We start from the raw sequence: 15150 nt of genomic DNA, 5'->3' as shown, positions 1-15150 counted from the left end.
CCCCCACACGTACTCCCTTGAACCACCCGGAAGCAGCGGTACGCATGATCCTCACCGTCACCCCCAATCCCTCCCTCGACCGCACCTACGAAGTGCCCGCCCTGGAACGCGGCGAGGTCAACCGGGCCTTTGGCGACCGGATGGACCCGGGCGGCAAGGGCGTCAACGTCTCGCGCGCCGTGGCCGCGGCCGGCCGGCGCACCGTCGCCGTGCTGCCGCTCGGCGGGGCGCCCGGCGCGCTGGTCGCCGAACTCCTCGGCGAGCAGGGCATCGAGGTCGCGCCGGTCGCCGTGGCGGGCGCGACCCGGTCCAACATCGCGCTCGCCGAACCCGACGGCACCCTCACGAAGATCAACGCGGCCGGGCCCGAACTCACCGCCGCCGAGGCCGAGTCACTGCTCGCCGCGGTGCGCGCGGAATCCGCCGGCGCCTCGTGGATCGCCTGCTGCGGCAGCCTCCCGCGGGGACTCGCACCCTCCTGGTACGCGGACCTGGTGGCGCGGGCGCACGCCGCCGGAGCCCGGATCGCCCTCGACACGTCCGGGCCCGCGCTGCTCGCCGCACTGAGCGAGCGGCCCGACGTGGTCAAGCCGAACGCCGAGGAACTCGCCGAAGCGGTGGGCCGCCCGCTGCACACGGTCGGCGACGCCGTGAAGGCCGCCGAGGACCTGCGCGCGCTGGGCGCCCGCGCGGTCCTCGCCTCGCTCGGCGCGGACGGCCAGCTGCTCGTCTCCGACAGCGGAACGTACTTCGCGAGCGCCCCCGTCGAGACGGTCCGCAGCAACGTCGGCGCGGGCGACGCCTCCCTCGCGGGCTTCCTGATCGCCGGCGGCACGGGCCCCGAGGCCCTCGCCTCCGCGGCCGCCCACGGGGCGGCGGCGGTCCAGCTGCCGGGGAGCGCGATGCCGACGCCGGGGGATGTGGACCTGGCGGCGGTTCGGCTCACGGCCGAGGTTCCCCTGGACCGCGCCCTGACGGAGCCCGCCGTATGAGCACCCGCGCCCACGCCCCCGTCCCCATCACCGTTCCCGTCCCCGCCCTCTCCCCGTCCCCCATATGCGAGCAAAGGAGCCCGCGATGAGCGAGATGATCACCGCGGAACTTGTCGATCTCGACCTGTCCGCCGAGACCAAGGAAGCCGCGGCGCGGTCACTCGCCGAGCGCATGGTGGCTCTCGGCCGGGTCACCGACCTCGACGGGTTCCTCGCCGATGTCGCCGCACGCGAGGCGCAGATGCCGACCGGGCTCGACGGCGGTATCGGCATCCCGCACTGCCGCAGCGCCCATGTCACCGCGCCCACGCTGGCCTTCGGCCGGTCCGCGCGGGGCATCGACTTCGGCGCGCCCGACGGGCCCGCCGACCTGGTCTTCCTGATCGCGGCACCCGCGGGAGCCGACGAGGACCACCTCACCATCCTGTCCTCGCTCGCTCGTCAGCTGATGGACGCCGGGTTCACGGCGGCGCTGCGGGCGGCCGGGGACGCGGGTGCGGCGGCCGCGCTGATACGGGGCGAGGCTCCCGTAGCGGATGAGGCGCCGTCGGCGTCCGGACCGTCCGGGCAGGAGTCCGAGCCCGCCGGGGCCTTCCGGATCGTGGCCGTCACCTCCTGCCCCACCGGCATCGCCCACACCTACATGGCCGCCGAGTCCCTGGAGAACGCGGGACGTGAGGCGGGTGTCGAGCTCGTCGTCGAGACGCAGGGGTCCGCGGGCTTCACCCGGCTCGACCCGGCCGTGATCGCGGCCGCGGACGCGGTGATCTTCGCGCACGACGTCCCGGTACGCGACAAGGACCGCTTCACCGGGAAGCCCACCGTCGACGTCGGCGTGAAGGCGGGAATCAACCGCCCCGCCGAACTGATCGCCGAGGTCCGCGAGAAGGCCGCGCGCGGCGAGGTGTCCACCAAGGCGACGCCCGTCGAGGCGGCCGGTGACGAGGGCGACGGTTACGGCACCAAGCTGCGCAAGTGGTTGATGTCCGGCGTCAGTTACATGGTCCCGTTCGTCGCGGCCGGCGGTCTGCTCATCGCGCTCGGCTTCGCGATCGGCGGCTACGAGATCAACACCGCGAAGTCCGTCGTCGACCACTTCGTATGGACCGAGGCCGCCAGCTGGGCCGCGCTGTTCTTCCAGGTCGGCGGACTCGCATTCGGCTTCCTCGTCCCGGTGCTCGCCGGTTACATCGCGTACGGCATGGCGGACCGGCCCGGTCTCGTGCCCGGTTTCGTCGGCGGCGCGGTGGCCGTGACCATCAACGCCGGTTTCCTCGGCGGTCTCGCGGCCGGTCTGATCGCAGGCGCCACGGTCATGGCGATCCAGAAGGTCCGTATTCCTGCCGTATTGCGCGGCATCATGCCGGTGGTCGTGATCCCGCTGATCTCCTCCGCGGTGGTCGGCTTCCTGATGTTCCTGGTGGTCGGCGAGCCGATCGCCTCGCTGCAGAGCGGCCTCACGAACTGGCTGGAGTCCCTCGACGGCTCCAACGCGATCATCCTGGGCGTCATCCTCGGCCTGATGATGTGCTTCGACCTGGGAGGTCCTCTCAACAAGGTGGCCTACGCCTTCGCGGTAGGCGGCCTCGGCGCCGACGCAACGGACGGCAACCTCAAGGTGATGGCCGCGGTCATGGCCGCCGGCATGGTCCCGCCGCTCGCGATGGCGCTGGCCACGACGGTGCGCGGCAAGCTCTTCACGAAGGCCGAGCGGGAGAACGGGAAGGCGGCCTGGGTGCTCGGGGCCTCCTTCATCACCGAAGGCGCGATCCCGTTCGCGGCGGCCGACCCGCTCCGGGTCATTCCGGCCTCGATGGCCGGCGGTGCCGTCACCGGAGCGCTGTCGATGGGCTTCGGGGCGACGCTGCAGGCCCCGCACGGCGGTGTCTTCGTGGTGCCGCTGATCGGGCAGCCGCTGCTCTACCTCGTGGCGGTCCTCGCCGGTACGTGTGTGTCGGCCGCGCTCGTGATCGTGCTCAAGGGGATGCGCAAGACGACCCCCTCGGCCGTTCCCGGCCGGGCGACCGCCCCCGAGGTCACGGCCGAGCCCGCGTCGGTGGCCGTCAAGGAGACGGTCGCGGCCTGAGGCTGCGCGCAAGGCCCCGGATTCCCGCGAGGAAGTCCGGGGCCTTCCGTATGCCCGCACCCTTGTGCCCGATTCACCGCGTCCTGCGCCCGCTTCGTAGGCCCGTTCCGTAGGCCCGCTTCTTATGTCCGGTTCGCGGGCCCGCTGCAGAAACGCTGCGAGATACGTCACTTCGGGACCAAAGTCCCTTTCGGGGCCTGTCCTAAGGCCCGTTCGTGAGGTTCACTGGCCCGCATGTTCGATCAGATCTCGATAGTCCAGCAGATCGGCCTGGCAGTGCTGTTCGTCGCCACCGTCGCCTGGGTGGCCGGCCTGGCCCGTCTCCTCCGGCGCGACCGCTTCGAGATCGCGGCGTGGCGCGAGGCCCGGCGTGCGGGCACGCTGCAGGCCCATCTCGACGGCATCCCGCGGCAGTCGGTGCCGCACCCGGTCGAGCGCGTGGAGCTGACGGCCGAGGAGCACGAGGCCTTCGCCGGTCTGGTGCGCGGCCTGTCCGACAAGCGCTGACGCGGCCCGTACGGCCCGTACCGGTCAGAGCGAGGCGCTGCGGCCCTCCATGACGCCGCGGGCCCGGTCCTCCTGCGCGTACACCTCGCAGACATGGCGGCCGTCCGGTGAGTGGGTGTGCTCGACCTCCCACAGGCTCAGCTCGCTGCCGTCGGCGAGCAGGAACGCGTGCTCGTAGAGCGTGAAGCCCGGTTCGGTGTGCCCGGGGCGGCCGAAGGCCTGGGTGATCTGGTGGGCGACGGCCGTGCGCAGCAGGCGCGCGGTGTCCTCGGCGGGCCGGTCCGTGTTCTCCGCGCGGCGCAGGAGCCGGCGGCCGTGGTCGGCCGCATCCTCGTGCGCGAAGTGCGCATACGCGCTGCGGGGCGCGGGCGCGATCATCAGGACCGTCTCCAGGAGCAGCTGCTCGGCGGCCGCAAGGCCAGGGTCGGGCGCGCCCGCGGGGTCGTGGCGCGGCTGGGCCTCGGACGGGAAGGGCAGGCGGCCGCCCGCGGTGAAGGCCTCCTCGGCCTCCGTGTACAGCTCGTGCTGCTGCTCGCCGTCCGCCGTCGCGTTGTGCACGAGCTCCCACAGGACCAGGGCGCTGCCGTCGGCGAGCAGCCAGGTGTGCCGGTACGTCTCGCGGTGGAGGCCCGCGCTGTGCTGGGCCGAGTGCAGGGTGGTGTCGTGGGCGAGCGCCGAGGCGAGGCGGGTGATCGTCTCGTCGGGCAGCTCGAAGGAGTTGAGGGCGCGTCCGAGGAGCCGGTCCAGCTGCTCCTGGGGGGTCTCGTTCGGAACGCTCAAGGTTTCTCCCGGCGTTGCTCCGCTTGCGGCTGTGCTGCGGCTCGCTGCTTGCTGTTGGTGACCTCTTGGCCGCTCACCGTAGTGCCTCGGTCGGACATCATGTCCGTCGTTCGGGAAAACGTACGAGAACTCTCAGGGGTTCCCGCAGGACGATCTGCCCAACTCGCCTGTCGCGCGGGGGCGGAGAGGGCTGCGGCGTCCGTCACGAAGCCCCGTACAACTCGCGGTACGAGGGGAACTCGCCGCCCGGCCCTCGTACGCTCTGCGCCGCCTCGACGGCCTTCACGATCGCGCGCGTGACGGTGTCCGCGGCGGCCGCGAGCAGTGCGTTCACGGTGAGCAGGGCCTCGGCCGGCCCCTCGGGGAGCGGCCGCTCGCCGGTCGCGAGGGAGAACACGGTGTCCCCGTCGTGCAGCAGATGGACGGGGCGTACGGCGCGTGCCAGCCCGTCGTGCGCCGTACCCGCGAGCTTCTGTGCCTGGGCGCGGGTGAGTTCGGCGTCGGTGGCGACGACCGCGAGGGTGGTGTTGAGGGGCGGCCCGCCGCTGCCGGCGGCCGTCTGCAGCGCCGTCGTACGGGACCTCGCCTCGGCCAGCCGCGTGCGGGCGCGGTCGTGGGCCTCGGGTGCGGGGCGCTGGTCCGTCTCCGTGAAGTACCGGCCGTAGAGGACCCCGTTGCGCGGATCCGCCACGTCGCCGACGGCGTTGACCACGACGAGCGCGCCGAGCGTGTGCCCGGAGCCGAGGCGGACGCTCGCCGTCCCGACCCCGCCCTTCATGCCGCCGGCCACGGCACCGGTTCCGGCGCCCACGCAGCCCTGGGGGACGTCGGCGGTCTCCATGGCCGCGGCGGCTGCCGCGGCCTCGCGTCCGAGCGAGGCGTCGGGCCGCGCCCGCCAACTCCCGCCCCGTCCCAGGTCGTAGACGCACGCCGCGGGCACCACGGGGACCACCTGTCCGGGCCCGCCGACCGGGAAGCCGCGGCCCTGCTCCTCCAGCCAGGCCATCACCCCGGACGCGGCGTCGAGCCCGTACGCGCTGCCGCCGGTGAGCACCACCGCGTCGACGCGCTGCACAAGATTGCGCGGATCGAGCGCGTCGGTCTCACGGGTGCCGGGCCCGCCGCCGCGTACGTCGACGGCGGCGACGGCGCCGCCCTCGGGCGCAAGCACCACCGTCGTCCCGGTCAGCCACCCGTCCCCGGTCCGCGTCGCGTGCCCGATGCGTACGCCCCGAACATCGGTGATCGCGTCCCTGGTCTGCTGCTCGGCGCCCTGGTCCATGGCCTATAGGTAGCACGCGGTGTTACGGGGAAGGGGTGGACCGCGGTGTGCCGTAGGCCGTGCGGGCGGTCAGGGTCGTGCCCGTGGCGACCGTCGCCGTGAGGACGAGACCGGCCGCGAGCACCGCCCAGCGTCCCGCGAACGTGCAGGCCAGGACCGCCAACGCGCTGCACGGGAGCACCAGTTGCTGTGCCAGGCCCACCTTGAAGTGGCGCGAATGCAGGGCCCAGACCGTCAGCAGGTAGAGCGCGGTCGGCACGGTCACCGCGGCCGACGCCGCCGCCGTCGAGATGTGCGCCTCGTGCAGCGCCTCCTCGACGGCGACCTCCAGGCCGGCGCCGATCGCGGCCGCCGACGCGAAGATCACGTAGTGCCCGTAACCCCACAGGAATCCCTGCTTGTTGGACTTCAGGAGTCCGTGGACCGGCACGACGAAGTAGATCCACCAGGCCGCGAAGACGATCAGGAGTCCGCCCGCGGCGACGGGCAGCAGCTCGTCGAGGGCGTCGTGCTCCTGCACGCCCGACTTCACGGCGATGGTCGCGGCGGCGATCGTCTCGCCGAGGACGATGATCGTGAACAATCCGTAGCGCTCGGCGATGTGGTGCGGATGCCAGCTCGTGTACCGGTCGCGCTCGGCGATCACCGGTACGGCCATCTCGGCCGGCGCCATCACCAGGAACACCCAGGGCAGCATGTCCTTCGGCGCGAACAGGAGCGCGGTCCAGCCGAGCTGCACGATCAGGACGCCCACCGCGTACCGCAGCGCCGTCTGCCGCTCCGCGCCGCTCGTGTGCTTCGCGGCGCGCAGCCATTGGGTGACCAGGGCCAGCCGCATCACCGCGTACCCCAGCCAGACCAGGAGGAAGTCCTTGTCCTCGACCGCGCTCGAGATGCCCGCGGCGAGGATCAGCACACCGGCGATCTGGACGAGGGTGACCACGCGGTAGAGCGCGTCGTCGTTGTCGTACGCCGAGGCGAACCACGTGAAGTTCATCCACGCCCACCAGATCGCGAAGAAGACCATCGCGTAGTTCAGGATGCCTTCGCCCGCGTGCCCCTCGGCCACGGCGTGCACCAGCTGCACCCCGGCCTGCGCGACGGCCACGACGAAGCAGAGGTCGAAGAACAACTCCAGCGGAGTGGCCGCCCGATGCCCCTCCTCGCGGCTGCGCGCGGTCATCGGGAGCAGGGGCCTCGGGGGCTTGGGGACTTCGGGAACGTTGCTCATGCCGCACAGCGTGACAGCGCGGCGCTTCGTGCGGGGGCGGCGCGAGCGGGTGGGGCGGCGGTCGGAGGTTTTGAGCAGCCGGGTGGCTCAGGCGGCTGCCAGGTGGAGGGTGCGGTCGTGGTGGAGGACCTCCGCCGTGTAGCGGCGCAGCACCAGGCGGGCGACGCGGGGGTGGTCCGCGAGGGGCTCGGCCACGGTCCAGGCGCCGGCCGACGCCAGCGCGTGCGTGAAGCGGCCGGGGGCGAGGAGGTGGGTGGCGACGGCGACCCGACGGTGGCCGGCCGCTTCCAGCAGCGCCACGGCCTCGGCGACGGTCGGCTCGGACGAGGAGCAGTACGCGGCAAGCACCGGGACCGGTCCGCGCTCGGCGTCGAGCAGCGCGCTCAGCTGACCCACGGCCGTACGCGCCCCCTCGTTGCCGCCCGCGCGCGAGGAACCCGCGGCGGCGAGGACCACGGCGTCGGCGCGGCCGCCCGCCCGGCACTCGGCCTCGCGCAGCCGTCCGTACAGGGCGAGCGCCACATCGGGCGCACCGCTGAGCCCCTTGGTGACGGTGACGTCGAGGTCACGGGGCGCCGCCAGGACCTCCGGTATGTCGACGGTCCGGTGGAAGCCGTCCCCGAGCAGCAGCGGTACGACCACCGCTCGCCGCCCCGTGCCGGAGAGCCCGTCGAGCACCTCGGCGAGCGACGGCTCCTGATGATCCATGTGCCCGACGAGGGGCCGCACCCCACCGAGCGCCTCGACCGCGTCGCAGAGCCGCCCCACGGTCACCGCAGCCTCGGCCACGGCACTCCCGTGCACGGCGAGCACCAGCGCGGGGGCACGGTCGCCGGGGGACATGGGCGTGCCGGCCGCGTCCGCGCGGGAGACGTCGACGAGGACGGGGACGGGGACGGGGACGGAACCGCCGGCGGAGCCGGACGCCGGTGCCGGGGCGAGCGCCGGGACCGGTGCGAGCGCAGGGACGGAGGCGAGGGCAGGAGCATGCATGCCTTCGACGCTACGGATCCGGGCGCGGCGCCGAATCTGCCGTAAGCCCTCAGCTCGCCGGGCCGGTGGTCCCGGGCCGCCCCGCCCCGGAGAGCGCCCCGGCCCCCTGCCCGCGCCCCCGCCCGCGCGCCCCTGCCGGAGGACCCACCCCTGAAGGGCCCCATGACCTGTGCAAACAGGTCCTTCACGGGCCGGGAGCGGCGCCCGCGCGGCCTATCGTCGACACAGAGGCTTCCCCTACGTACGCCGGAGAGTGACCCACCATGACCCAGACCCTGGTACTCATAGGCCACGGCATGGTGGGCCAGCACTTCCTGGAGGTCCTCGCCGAGCGCGGCGCCCTCGCCCGCGAGCACACCCCCGGCTGGCAGGTGATCGTCCTCGCCGAGGAGGACCGTCTCGCCTACGACCGCGTGCACCTCTCCTCCGCGTTCACGGGCACCGACCCCGACGAACTCGCCCTCACCGACACCGCGTTCATCGAGCGGCACGGCATCGACCTGCGCCTCGGCGACCCGGCGGAGCACATCGACACCGCCGCCCGGCAGGTCACCACGGCCTCCGGCGCCGTCGTCGCCTACGACGCCCTCGTCCTGGCCACCGGCTCGTACCCCTTCGTCCCGCCGATCGACGGCGCCGACGCCCCGGGCTGCTTCACCTACCGCACCCTGTACGACGTCGAGACGCTCACCGCGTACGCGAAGAACGCCCGCACCGGCGTCGTCGTCGGCGGCGGTCTGCTCGGCCTGGAGGCCGCCGGCGCCCTGCGCACCCTCGGACTGCGGACGCACGTCGTGGAGTTCGCCCCGCGGCTCATGCCGCTGCAGGTCGACGACGGCGGCGCGGCCGCGCTGCGCGCCACGATCGAGGGCATGGGCGTGGCCGTGCACACCGGTGTCGGCGCGAGCAGCATCGACACCGACGTCGAGGGCCGCACCAGCGCCCTGCGTCTGTCCGACGGCGAGGTCCTCGACGCCGACGTCGTCGTCTTCTCGGCGGGCGTGCGCCCCCGCGACCGCCTCGCCCGCGAGGCCGGTATCGCCGTCGGCGACCGCGGTGGTGTCGTCGTCGACGAGCACTGCCGCACCACGGACCCGTATGTCTACGCGATCGGCGAGTGCGCCCAGACCGCCGACGGCCGCGTCTACGGCCTGGTCGCCCCCGGCTACCAGATGGCCGAGACCGCCGCCGACGCCCTCGCCGGCGAGGGCGGCAAAGTCTTCCGCGGCGCCGACACCTCCACCAAGCTCAAGCTGATGGGCGCCGACGTGGCCTCCTTCGGCGACCCCTTCGCCCAGGAGGGCAAGGACGGAGCGGTCTCCGTCGTCTTCTCCGACTCGCGCGACGGCGTCTACAAGAAGCTGCTCCTCGGCCCCGACGGCGCGCTGCTCGGCGGCATCCTCGTCGGCGACGCCGAAGCATACGGCTCGCTGAAGCCGCACACCGGCAAGCAGCTCCCGGCCCCCGCCGAGGCCTACGTCGGCCCGGTGACGGACGCCGGCCTCCCCGGCGCCGACGCGCTGCCCGACGACGCGGTGCTCTGCTCCTGCCACAACGTCACCAAGGCGCAGGTCACCTCGGCCATCGCGACCGAGGGCATCACGGACCTCGGCGGCATCAAGAAGTGCACCAAGGCCGGTACGGGCTGCGGCGGTTGCGTGAACACGCTGCAGGCCGTGCTCGACGCCGAACTCGCCGCCGCGGGCATCGCGAAAGCCAAGGGCCTGTGCGAGCACTTCGAGCTCAGCCGCCCGGAGATCTACGAGCTGATCCGCACCGAGCACATCCGCTCGTTCACCGAACTCCTCGAGAAGCACGGCACGGGCGAGGGCTGCACGGTCTGCAAGCCGGTCGTCGGCAACGTCCTCGGCACCCTCGGCCCCGAGCTGGGCCTGGCCCACATCCTCGACGGCGAACAGGCCACGCTGCAGGACTCCAACGATCTGTTCCTCGCCAACCTCCAGAAGGACGGCACCTACTCGGTCGTGCCGCGCATCCCCGGCGGCGAGATCACCCCCGACGCGCTCATCGTGATCGGCGAGATCGCCCGCGACTACGGCCTCTACACGAAGATCACCGGCGGCCAGCGCATCGACCTGTTCGGCGCCCGCGCCGAGCAACTCCCCGACATCTGGCAGCGGATGGTCGACGCCGGCTTCGAATCCGGCCACGCCTACGGCAAGTCCCTTCGTACGGTGAAGTCCTGCATCGGCTCCAAGTTCTGCCGCTTCGGCCAGGGCGACTCCGTGCAGCTCGCCATCGACCTGGAGCTGCGCTACCGCGGACTGCGCGCCCCGCACAAGATCAAGGGCGGTGTCTCGGGCTGTCTGCGCGAGTGCGCCGAGGCGCGCGGCAAGGACATCGGCGTCATCGCGACGGCCAACGGCTGGAACCTGTACGTCGGCGGCAACGGCGGCACCACGCCCCGTCACGCGGACCTCCTCGCCGCCGACCTGGACGCGGCCGGACTCTTCCGCCTCATCGACCGCTTCCTCATGTACTACGTGCGCACCGCCGAGCGCCTGGAGCGCACCTCCGCCTGGCTGGAGCGCATCGACGGCGGCCTGGAGCACCTCAAGTCCGTGCTCATCGAGGACTCCCTGGGCCTGTGCGCCGAGCTGGAGGCCCAGATGGACCGGCACGTGGGTGCCTACCAGGACGAGTGGGCCGCGGTGCTCGCCGACCCGGCGAAGCTGCGCCGCTTCAAGCCGTTCACGGCCGCTCCCGACGATGGAGTGTCCTTCCGCGAGGACCTGGCATCCGAGCTGGAGCCGGGCCGCGGCCGGGTCGCGGTCCTGCCCGACGGCACCGAGGCCGCCCTGTTCAAGGACCGCTCCGGAGAGGTCTACGCGGTCGGCAACCACGACCCGTACTCCGGCGCGGCCGTCATGGCGGGCGGCATCATGGGCAGCCGCGACGGCGTCCCGACCATCGCCTCGCCGATGCACAAGCAGGAGTTCGACCTGCGCACCGGCGTCAGCCTGGACGACCCCGCCGTCTTCCTCGGCATCCCCGAGCTGCCGTAACCCGACGACGCCACCCCCGTGGGCCGGTCCCGACCGAGGGCCGGCCCACTGGCCGTACCCGGGACCGGACCGCCCCGGCGCCTCGTCCCCGTGCACACCCCGCGCCCCTTGCCCGCGCCCCGGACCAACGTCCGCCCCGAAACAGGCCCTTGGCCTGCGCGGCAGCCGACTTACGCCTCTCCTGCCGAGGAAGCCGCAGGCGGAACCTGGATAAGTAAGGAAGATCCACTCCTCCTCCACCCCCAGGAACCGCACATGCCTGCCGTCAAGGAAAGTGTCGAGGTCGTCCCGTCGTCGTACGACCCCGCGCAATACCGCCCGGGTCGCCCGATCACCGACTGGGAACCGGAGAACGAACTCTTCTGGAAGTCCACCGGCAAGCGCGTGGCGCAGCGCAACCTGTGGATCGCCGTCCCCGCCCTGCTCGTCGCCTTCGTGGTGTGGCAGGTGTGGAGCGTCACGGCGACGAACCTCGCGGACGTGGGCTTCGCCTTCTCCACCTCGCAGCTCTTCTGGCTGACCGCCATCCCCGGCCTGACCGGCGGCACGGCCCGTATCTTCTACACCTTCCTCGGTCCGAAGATCGGCCAGCGCACCTTCACCGCGCTCTCCACGGTCGTGCTGATCGTCCCGCTCCTGTGGCTGGGCTTCGCGATCCAGGACACCTCGACGTCCTTCACCACCATGGCGATGATCGCCGCGCTCTGCGGTATCGGCGGCGCCAACTTCTCCTCCTCGCTCGCCAACATCGGCTTCTTCTTCCCCAAGCGCGAGAAGGGCAACGCGACCGGCATCAACGGCGGCCTCGGCAACCTCGGTGTCTCCGTGGTCCAGCTGCTCACCCCGATCGTCATCACCAGCTCGGTGATAGCCATCGGCTCCGGCCAGCACAACGCCAAGACCGGCGCGACGGTCTACCTGCAGAACGCGGCCTTCCTGTGGGTCCCGGTCCTGATCGTGCTCGCCGCCCTCGCCTGGTTCGGCCAGAACGACCTGAAGACCGCCTCCACCTCGTTCAGCCAGCAGAAGATCATCTTCAAGCGCAAGCACAACTGGCTGATGACCTGGCTCTACGTCGGCACCTTCGGCTCCTTCATCGGTTTCGCGGCCGCACTGCCGATGCTGATCAAGACCACGTTCCCGGCCTACTCGGTCGCCACGTACGCCTGGATGGGCCCGGCCCTCGGCGCCCTCGCCCGCTGGGCCGGCGGCTGGATCGCCGACAAGATGGGCGGCGCCCGCGTCACCATCCTGTCCTTCGTGGGCATGGCCGCGTCGATCATCGGCGTCATCAACTTCCTGCCCTCGGGCGGCAACGACGGCAACTTCGCCGGCTTCTTCGCCTGCTTCCTCGCCGCGTTCTTCTTCTCCGGCATCGGTAACGGCTCGACCTTCCGCCAGATCCCGGTCATCTTCCGCAACCAGCACCTGAAGGGCCTGACCGAGGGCACGCCCGAGTACGCGAAGGCGCTGAAGCAGACCGAGATGGAAGCGGGCGCCGTCACCGGCTTCACCGCCGCCATCGCCGCGTACGGCTTCTTCTTCATCCCGGCCCTGTTCGCCAACTTCGCGGTGACCAGCGCGATGTGGGGATTCGTGGCCTTCTACGCGAGCTGCATCGTGGTCACCTGGTGGTTCTACGCCCGCAAGGGCGCCGAGTCGCCGTCCTGACCACCCCTTCAGCACCCCGGGCCCCCGGACACCGCACAGCGGTTTCCGGGGGCCTTTGCGCATTCGGGTCACCCTCGCCGAAAAACTTGTGAAAGTTTTCACAAGCGGACAAGGGACCTTCGCCCTGCAAGAAACCGCAGGTCGGAGCCCTGTCGGCATGCGAGCCCCCTGCCTCGGAGGGACCATTGGTCCCGAACCAGGGACCATCGCTGCCTCAAATGATCGATCAAACGCAGTCCAATGGTGAGTAAGCAATGACGCGGCGATTCGGAAGGTGCGGCCATGACTGCAGCTCCTGCGGAAGCAACGGTGAACGGCGAGGCCTGGGACGGCTTCAAGGGCGGCCTGTGGCGCGACGCCATCGACGTCCGCGACTTCATCCAGCAGAACTACACGCCGTACGAGGGCGACGACTCGTTCCTCGCGGGCCCCACGGAGCGGACCACCGCGGTGTGGAAGGCGATCACGGACAAGTTCCCCGAGGAGCGCGAGAAGGGCGTCTACGACGTCTCGGCCGACATCCCGTCGACCATCACCTCGCACGGCCCCGGCTACATCGACCGTGACAAGGACCTGATCGTCGGTCTCCAGACGGACGCCCCGCTCAAGCGCGCGATCATGCCGTACGGCGGCTGGCGCATGGTGGCCGGCGCCCTGGAGACCTACGGCTACCCGGTCTCGCAGGATCTGGAGAAGGTCTTCACCGAGTACCGCAAGACCCACAACGCCGGTGTCTTCGACGCCTACACGCCCGAGATCCGCGCCGCCCGCAAGGCCGGCATCGTCACCGGACTCCCCGACGCCTACGGCCGCGGCCGCATCATCGGCGACTACCGTCGCGTGGCGCTCTACGGCGTCGACCGCCTCATCGCGTTCAAGAAGACCGAGAAGGACGAGCTCAACGCCATGCCGGCGGGGGAGCGTTCGATCGAGGAGACCATCCGGCTGCGCGAGGAGCTCTCGGAGCAGATCCGCGCGCTCGGCGAGCTGAAGCAGATGGCCGCCTCCTACGGCTGCGACATTTCCGCCCCCGCGCGGACGGGCCGCGAGGCCATCCAGTGGCTGTACTTCGCCTACCTCGCCGCCGTGAAGGAGCAGAACGGCGCCGCGATGTCGCTGGGCCGCACCTCCACCTTCATCGACGTCTACCTGCAGCGCGACATCGAGGCCGGCCTCATCACCGAGGAGCAGGCGCAGGAACTCGTCGACGACTTCATCATCAAGCTCCGCATCGTGCGCTTCCTGCGCACCCCGGAGTACGACGAGCTGTTCTCCGGCGACCCGACCTGGGTCACCGAGTCCATCGCCGGCATGGGCGAGGACGGCCGCCCGCTGGTCACCAAGACCTCGTTCCGCTACCTGCAGACCCTCTACAACCTCGGCCCGGCCCCCGAGCCGAACATGACGGTCTTCTGGTCGCCGCAACTGCCGCAGGGCTTCAAGGAGTTCTGCGCGAAGGTCTCGATCGACACCTCCTCCGTGCAGTACGAGTCCGACGAACTGATGCGCCCGCGCTTCGGCGACGACACCGCCATCGCCTGCTGCGTCTCGGCGATGCCGGTCGGCAAGCAGATGCAGTTCTTCGGCGCCCGCGTGAACGTCGCCAAGACCCTGCTCTACGCGATCAACGGCGGCCGGGACGAGAAGTCCGGCGCCCAGGTCGGCCCCGAGACGGGTGCGATCACCTCCGAGGTGCTCGACTACGACGAGGTCATGAAGAAGTTCGACGAGCAGATGGAGTGGCTCGCGAACGTCTACGTGCACTCGCTGAACGTCATCCACTACATGCACGACAAGTACGCCTACGAGCGCATCGAGATGGCGCTGCACGACCGCGACGTGCGCCGCACCATGGCCTGCGGTATCGCGGGCCTCTCGGTCGCCGCGGACTCCCTGTCGGCCATCAAGAACGCCAAGGTCACCGTCCACCGCGACGAGACCGGCCTCGCCACCGACTACACCATCGAGGGCGACTACCCGGCGTACGGCAACAACGACGACCGCGTGGACACCATCGCCGTCTGGCTCGTCGAGGAGTTCATGAAGAAGGTGCGCAAGCACCCGACGTACCGCGACGCCGAGCACACCCAGTCCGTGCTGACCATCACCTCGAACGTGGTCTACGGCAAGAAGACCGGCAACACCCCCGACGGCCGCCGCGCGGGCGAGCCCTTCTCGCCGGGCGCCAACCCGATGAACGGCCGTGACAGCCACGGCTACATCGCCTCGGCGATGTCGGTGGCGAAGCTCCCGTACGAGGACGCCGAGGACGGCATCTCGCTGACCAACACCGTCACCCCCGACGGCCTGGGCCGCACCCCCGAGGAGCGGATCAAGAACCTCGCGGGCGTGCTCGACGGCTACATGGCGTCCGACGGCTTCCACATGAACGTGAACGTCCTCAACCGGGCCGTTCTCGAGGACGCCATGGAGCACCCGGAGAACTACCCGCAGCTGACCATCCGGGTCTCGGGATACGCGGTCAACTTCGTCCGCCTGACCCGTGAGCAGCAGCTGGACGTCCTCAACCGCACGTTCCACGGCTCGCTCTGAGCCCCTGAACCGCGGCCCCGGACCCGGGC

At 71.3% G+C, this 15150-nt stretch carries 10 protein-coding genes; 6 read left to right on the top strand and 4 right to left on the bottom strand.

Going from position 1 to position 15150, the window contains the following annotated elements:
• The first annotated feature begins 44 nt into the window (after positions 1-44).
• The 3 genes from pfkB to ACIBI4_RS13765 all read left to right on the top strand — a co-directional run bounded on the left by pfkB (position 45) and on the right by ACIBI4_RS13765 (position 3585).
• A complete protein-coding gene (pfkB, locus tag ACIBI4_RS13775; protein WP_399203991.1) occupies positions 45-992 on the top strand; it encodes a 1-phosphofructokinase in 948 nt (315 codons plus the stop codon).
• A gap of 85 nt (positions 993-1077) precedes the next feature.
• The gene (locus tag ACIBI4_RS13770; protein WP_399203990.1) at positions 1078-3078 is read left to right on the top strand and encodes a fructose-specific PTS transporter subunit EIIC; all 2001 of its coding nucleotides are present in this window, start codon (positions 1078-1080) and stop codon (positions 3076-3078) included.
• 234 nt (positions 3079-3312) lie between these two features.
• Positions 3313-3585, top strand: a complete 273-nt coding sequence (locus tag ACIBI4_RS13765; RefSeq protein ID WP_399203989.1) for a hypothetical protein — start codon at positions 3313-3315, stop codon at positions 3583-3585.
• Positions 3586-3609: 24 nt separating this feature from the next.
• On the opposite strand, the gene ACIBI4_RS13760 is transcribed toward ACIBI4_RS13765, so the two are convergent.
• The 4 genes from ACIBI4_RS13760 to ACIBI4_RS13745 form a co-directional block, all read right to left on the bottom strand.
• Positions 3610-4365, bottom strand: a complete 756-nt coding sequence (locus ACIBI4_RS13760; protein ID WP_399203988.1) for a DUF6227 family protein — start codon at positions 4363-4365, stop codon at positions 3610-3612.
• Between the two features lie 202 nt (positions 4366-4567).
• Entirely contained in the window at positions 4568-5647 is a 1080-nt protein-coding gene (locus ACIBI4_RS13755) for a P1 family peptidase (RefSeq protein ID WP_399203987.1), read from the bottom strand.
• 22 nt (positions 5648-5669) lie between these two features.
• On the bottom strand, positions 5670-6878 hold the full coding sequence (locus ACIBI4_RS13750) for a low temperature requirement protein A (protein ID WP_399203986.1): 1209 nt from the start codon (positions 6876-6878) through the stop codon (positions 5670-5672).
• 87 nt (positions 6879-6965) lie between these two features.
• Positions 6966-7871: a sirohydrochlorin chelatase gene (locus tag ACIBI4_RS13745; protein ID WP_399203985.1), complete on the bottom strand. Its 906-nt coding sequence runs from the start codon at positions 7869-7871 to the stop codon at positions 6966-6968.
• A 263-nt stretch (positions 7872-8134) separates the two neighbouring features.
• On the opposite strand from ACIBI4_RS13745, the gene nirB reads away from it, so the two are divergent.
• From nirB to pflB, 3 genes are all read left to right on the top strand, one after another.
• On the top strand, positions 8135-10897 hold the full coding sequence (nirB, locus tag ACIBI4_RS13740; RefSeq protein ID WP_399203984.1) for a nitrite reductase large subunit NirB: 2763 nt from the start codon (positions 8135-8137) through the stop codon (positions 10895-10897).
• Positions 10898-11152: 255 nt separating this feature from the next.
• Entirely contained in the window at positions 11153-12568 is a 1416-nt protein-coding gene (locus tag ACIBI4_RS13735) for a NarK family nitrate/nitrite MFS transporter (protein WP_399203983.1), read from the top strand.
• A 282-nt stretch (positions 12569-12850) separates the two neighbouring features.
• A complete protein-coding gene (gene pflB / locus ACIBI4_RS13730; protein WP_399203982.1) occupies positions 12851-15121 on the top strand; it encodes a formate C-acetyltransferase in 2271 nt (756 codons plus the stop codon).
• The last annotated feature ends 29 nt before the right edge of the window (positions 15122-15150 follow it).

Origin of the sequence: Streptomyces sp. NPDC050418 (assembly GCF_044458745.1) — a bacterium.
GTDB lineage: Bacteria > Actinomycetota > Actinomycetes > Streptomycetales > Streptomycetaceae > Streptomyces.
Note: the sequence above shows the minus strand (reverse complement) of the source record. Positions and strands in the feature narration are given on the sequence as shown.

Coding starts and splice junctions, on each gene's coding strand:
- pflB (WP_399203982.1), top strand. CDS start 12,851: ATGACTGCAGCTCCTGCGGAAGCAACGGTGAACGGCGAGGCCTGGGAC.
- pfkB (WP_399203991.1), top strand. CDS start 45: ATGATCCTCACCGTCACCCCCAATCCCTCCCTCGACCGCACCTACGAA.
- nirB (WP_399203984.1), top strand. CDS start 8,135: ATGACCCAGACCCTGGTACTCATAGGCCACGGCATGGTGGGCCAGCAC.
- ACIBI4_RS13735 (WP_399203983.1), top strand. CDS start 11,153: ATGCCTGCCGTCAAGGAAAGTGTCGAGGTCGTCCCGTCGTCGTACGAC.
- ACIBI4_RS13765 (WP_399203989.1), top strand. CDS start 3,313: ATGTTCGATCAGATCTCGATAGTCCAGCAGATCGGCCTGGCAGTGCTG.
- ACIBI4_RS13745 (WP_399203985.1), bottom strand. CDS start 7,871: ATGCATGCTCCTGCCCTCGCCTCCGTCCCTGCGCTCGCACCGGTCCCG.
- ACIBI4_RS13750 (WP_399203986.1), bottom strand. CDS start 6,878: ATGAGCAACGTTCCCGAAGTCCCCAAGCCCCCGAGGCCCCTGCTCCCG.
- ACIBI4_RS13755 (WP_399203987.1), bottom strand. CDS start 5,647: ATGGACCAGGGCGCCGAGCAGCAGACCAGGGACGCGATCACCGATGTT.
- ACIBI4_RS13770 (WP_399203990.1), top strand. CDS start 1,078: ATGAGCGAGATGATCACCGCGGAACTTGTCGATCTCGACCTGTCCGCC.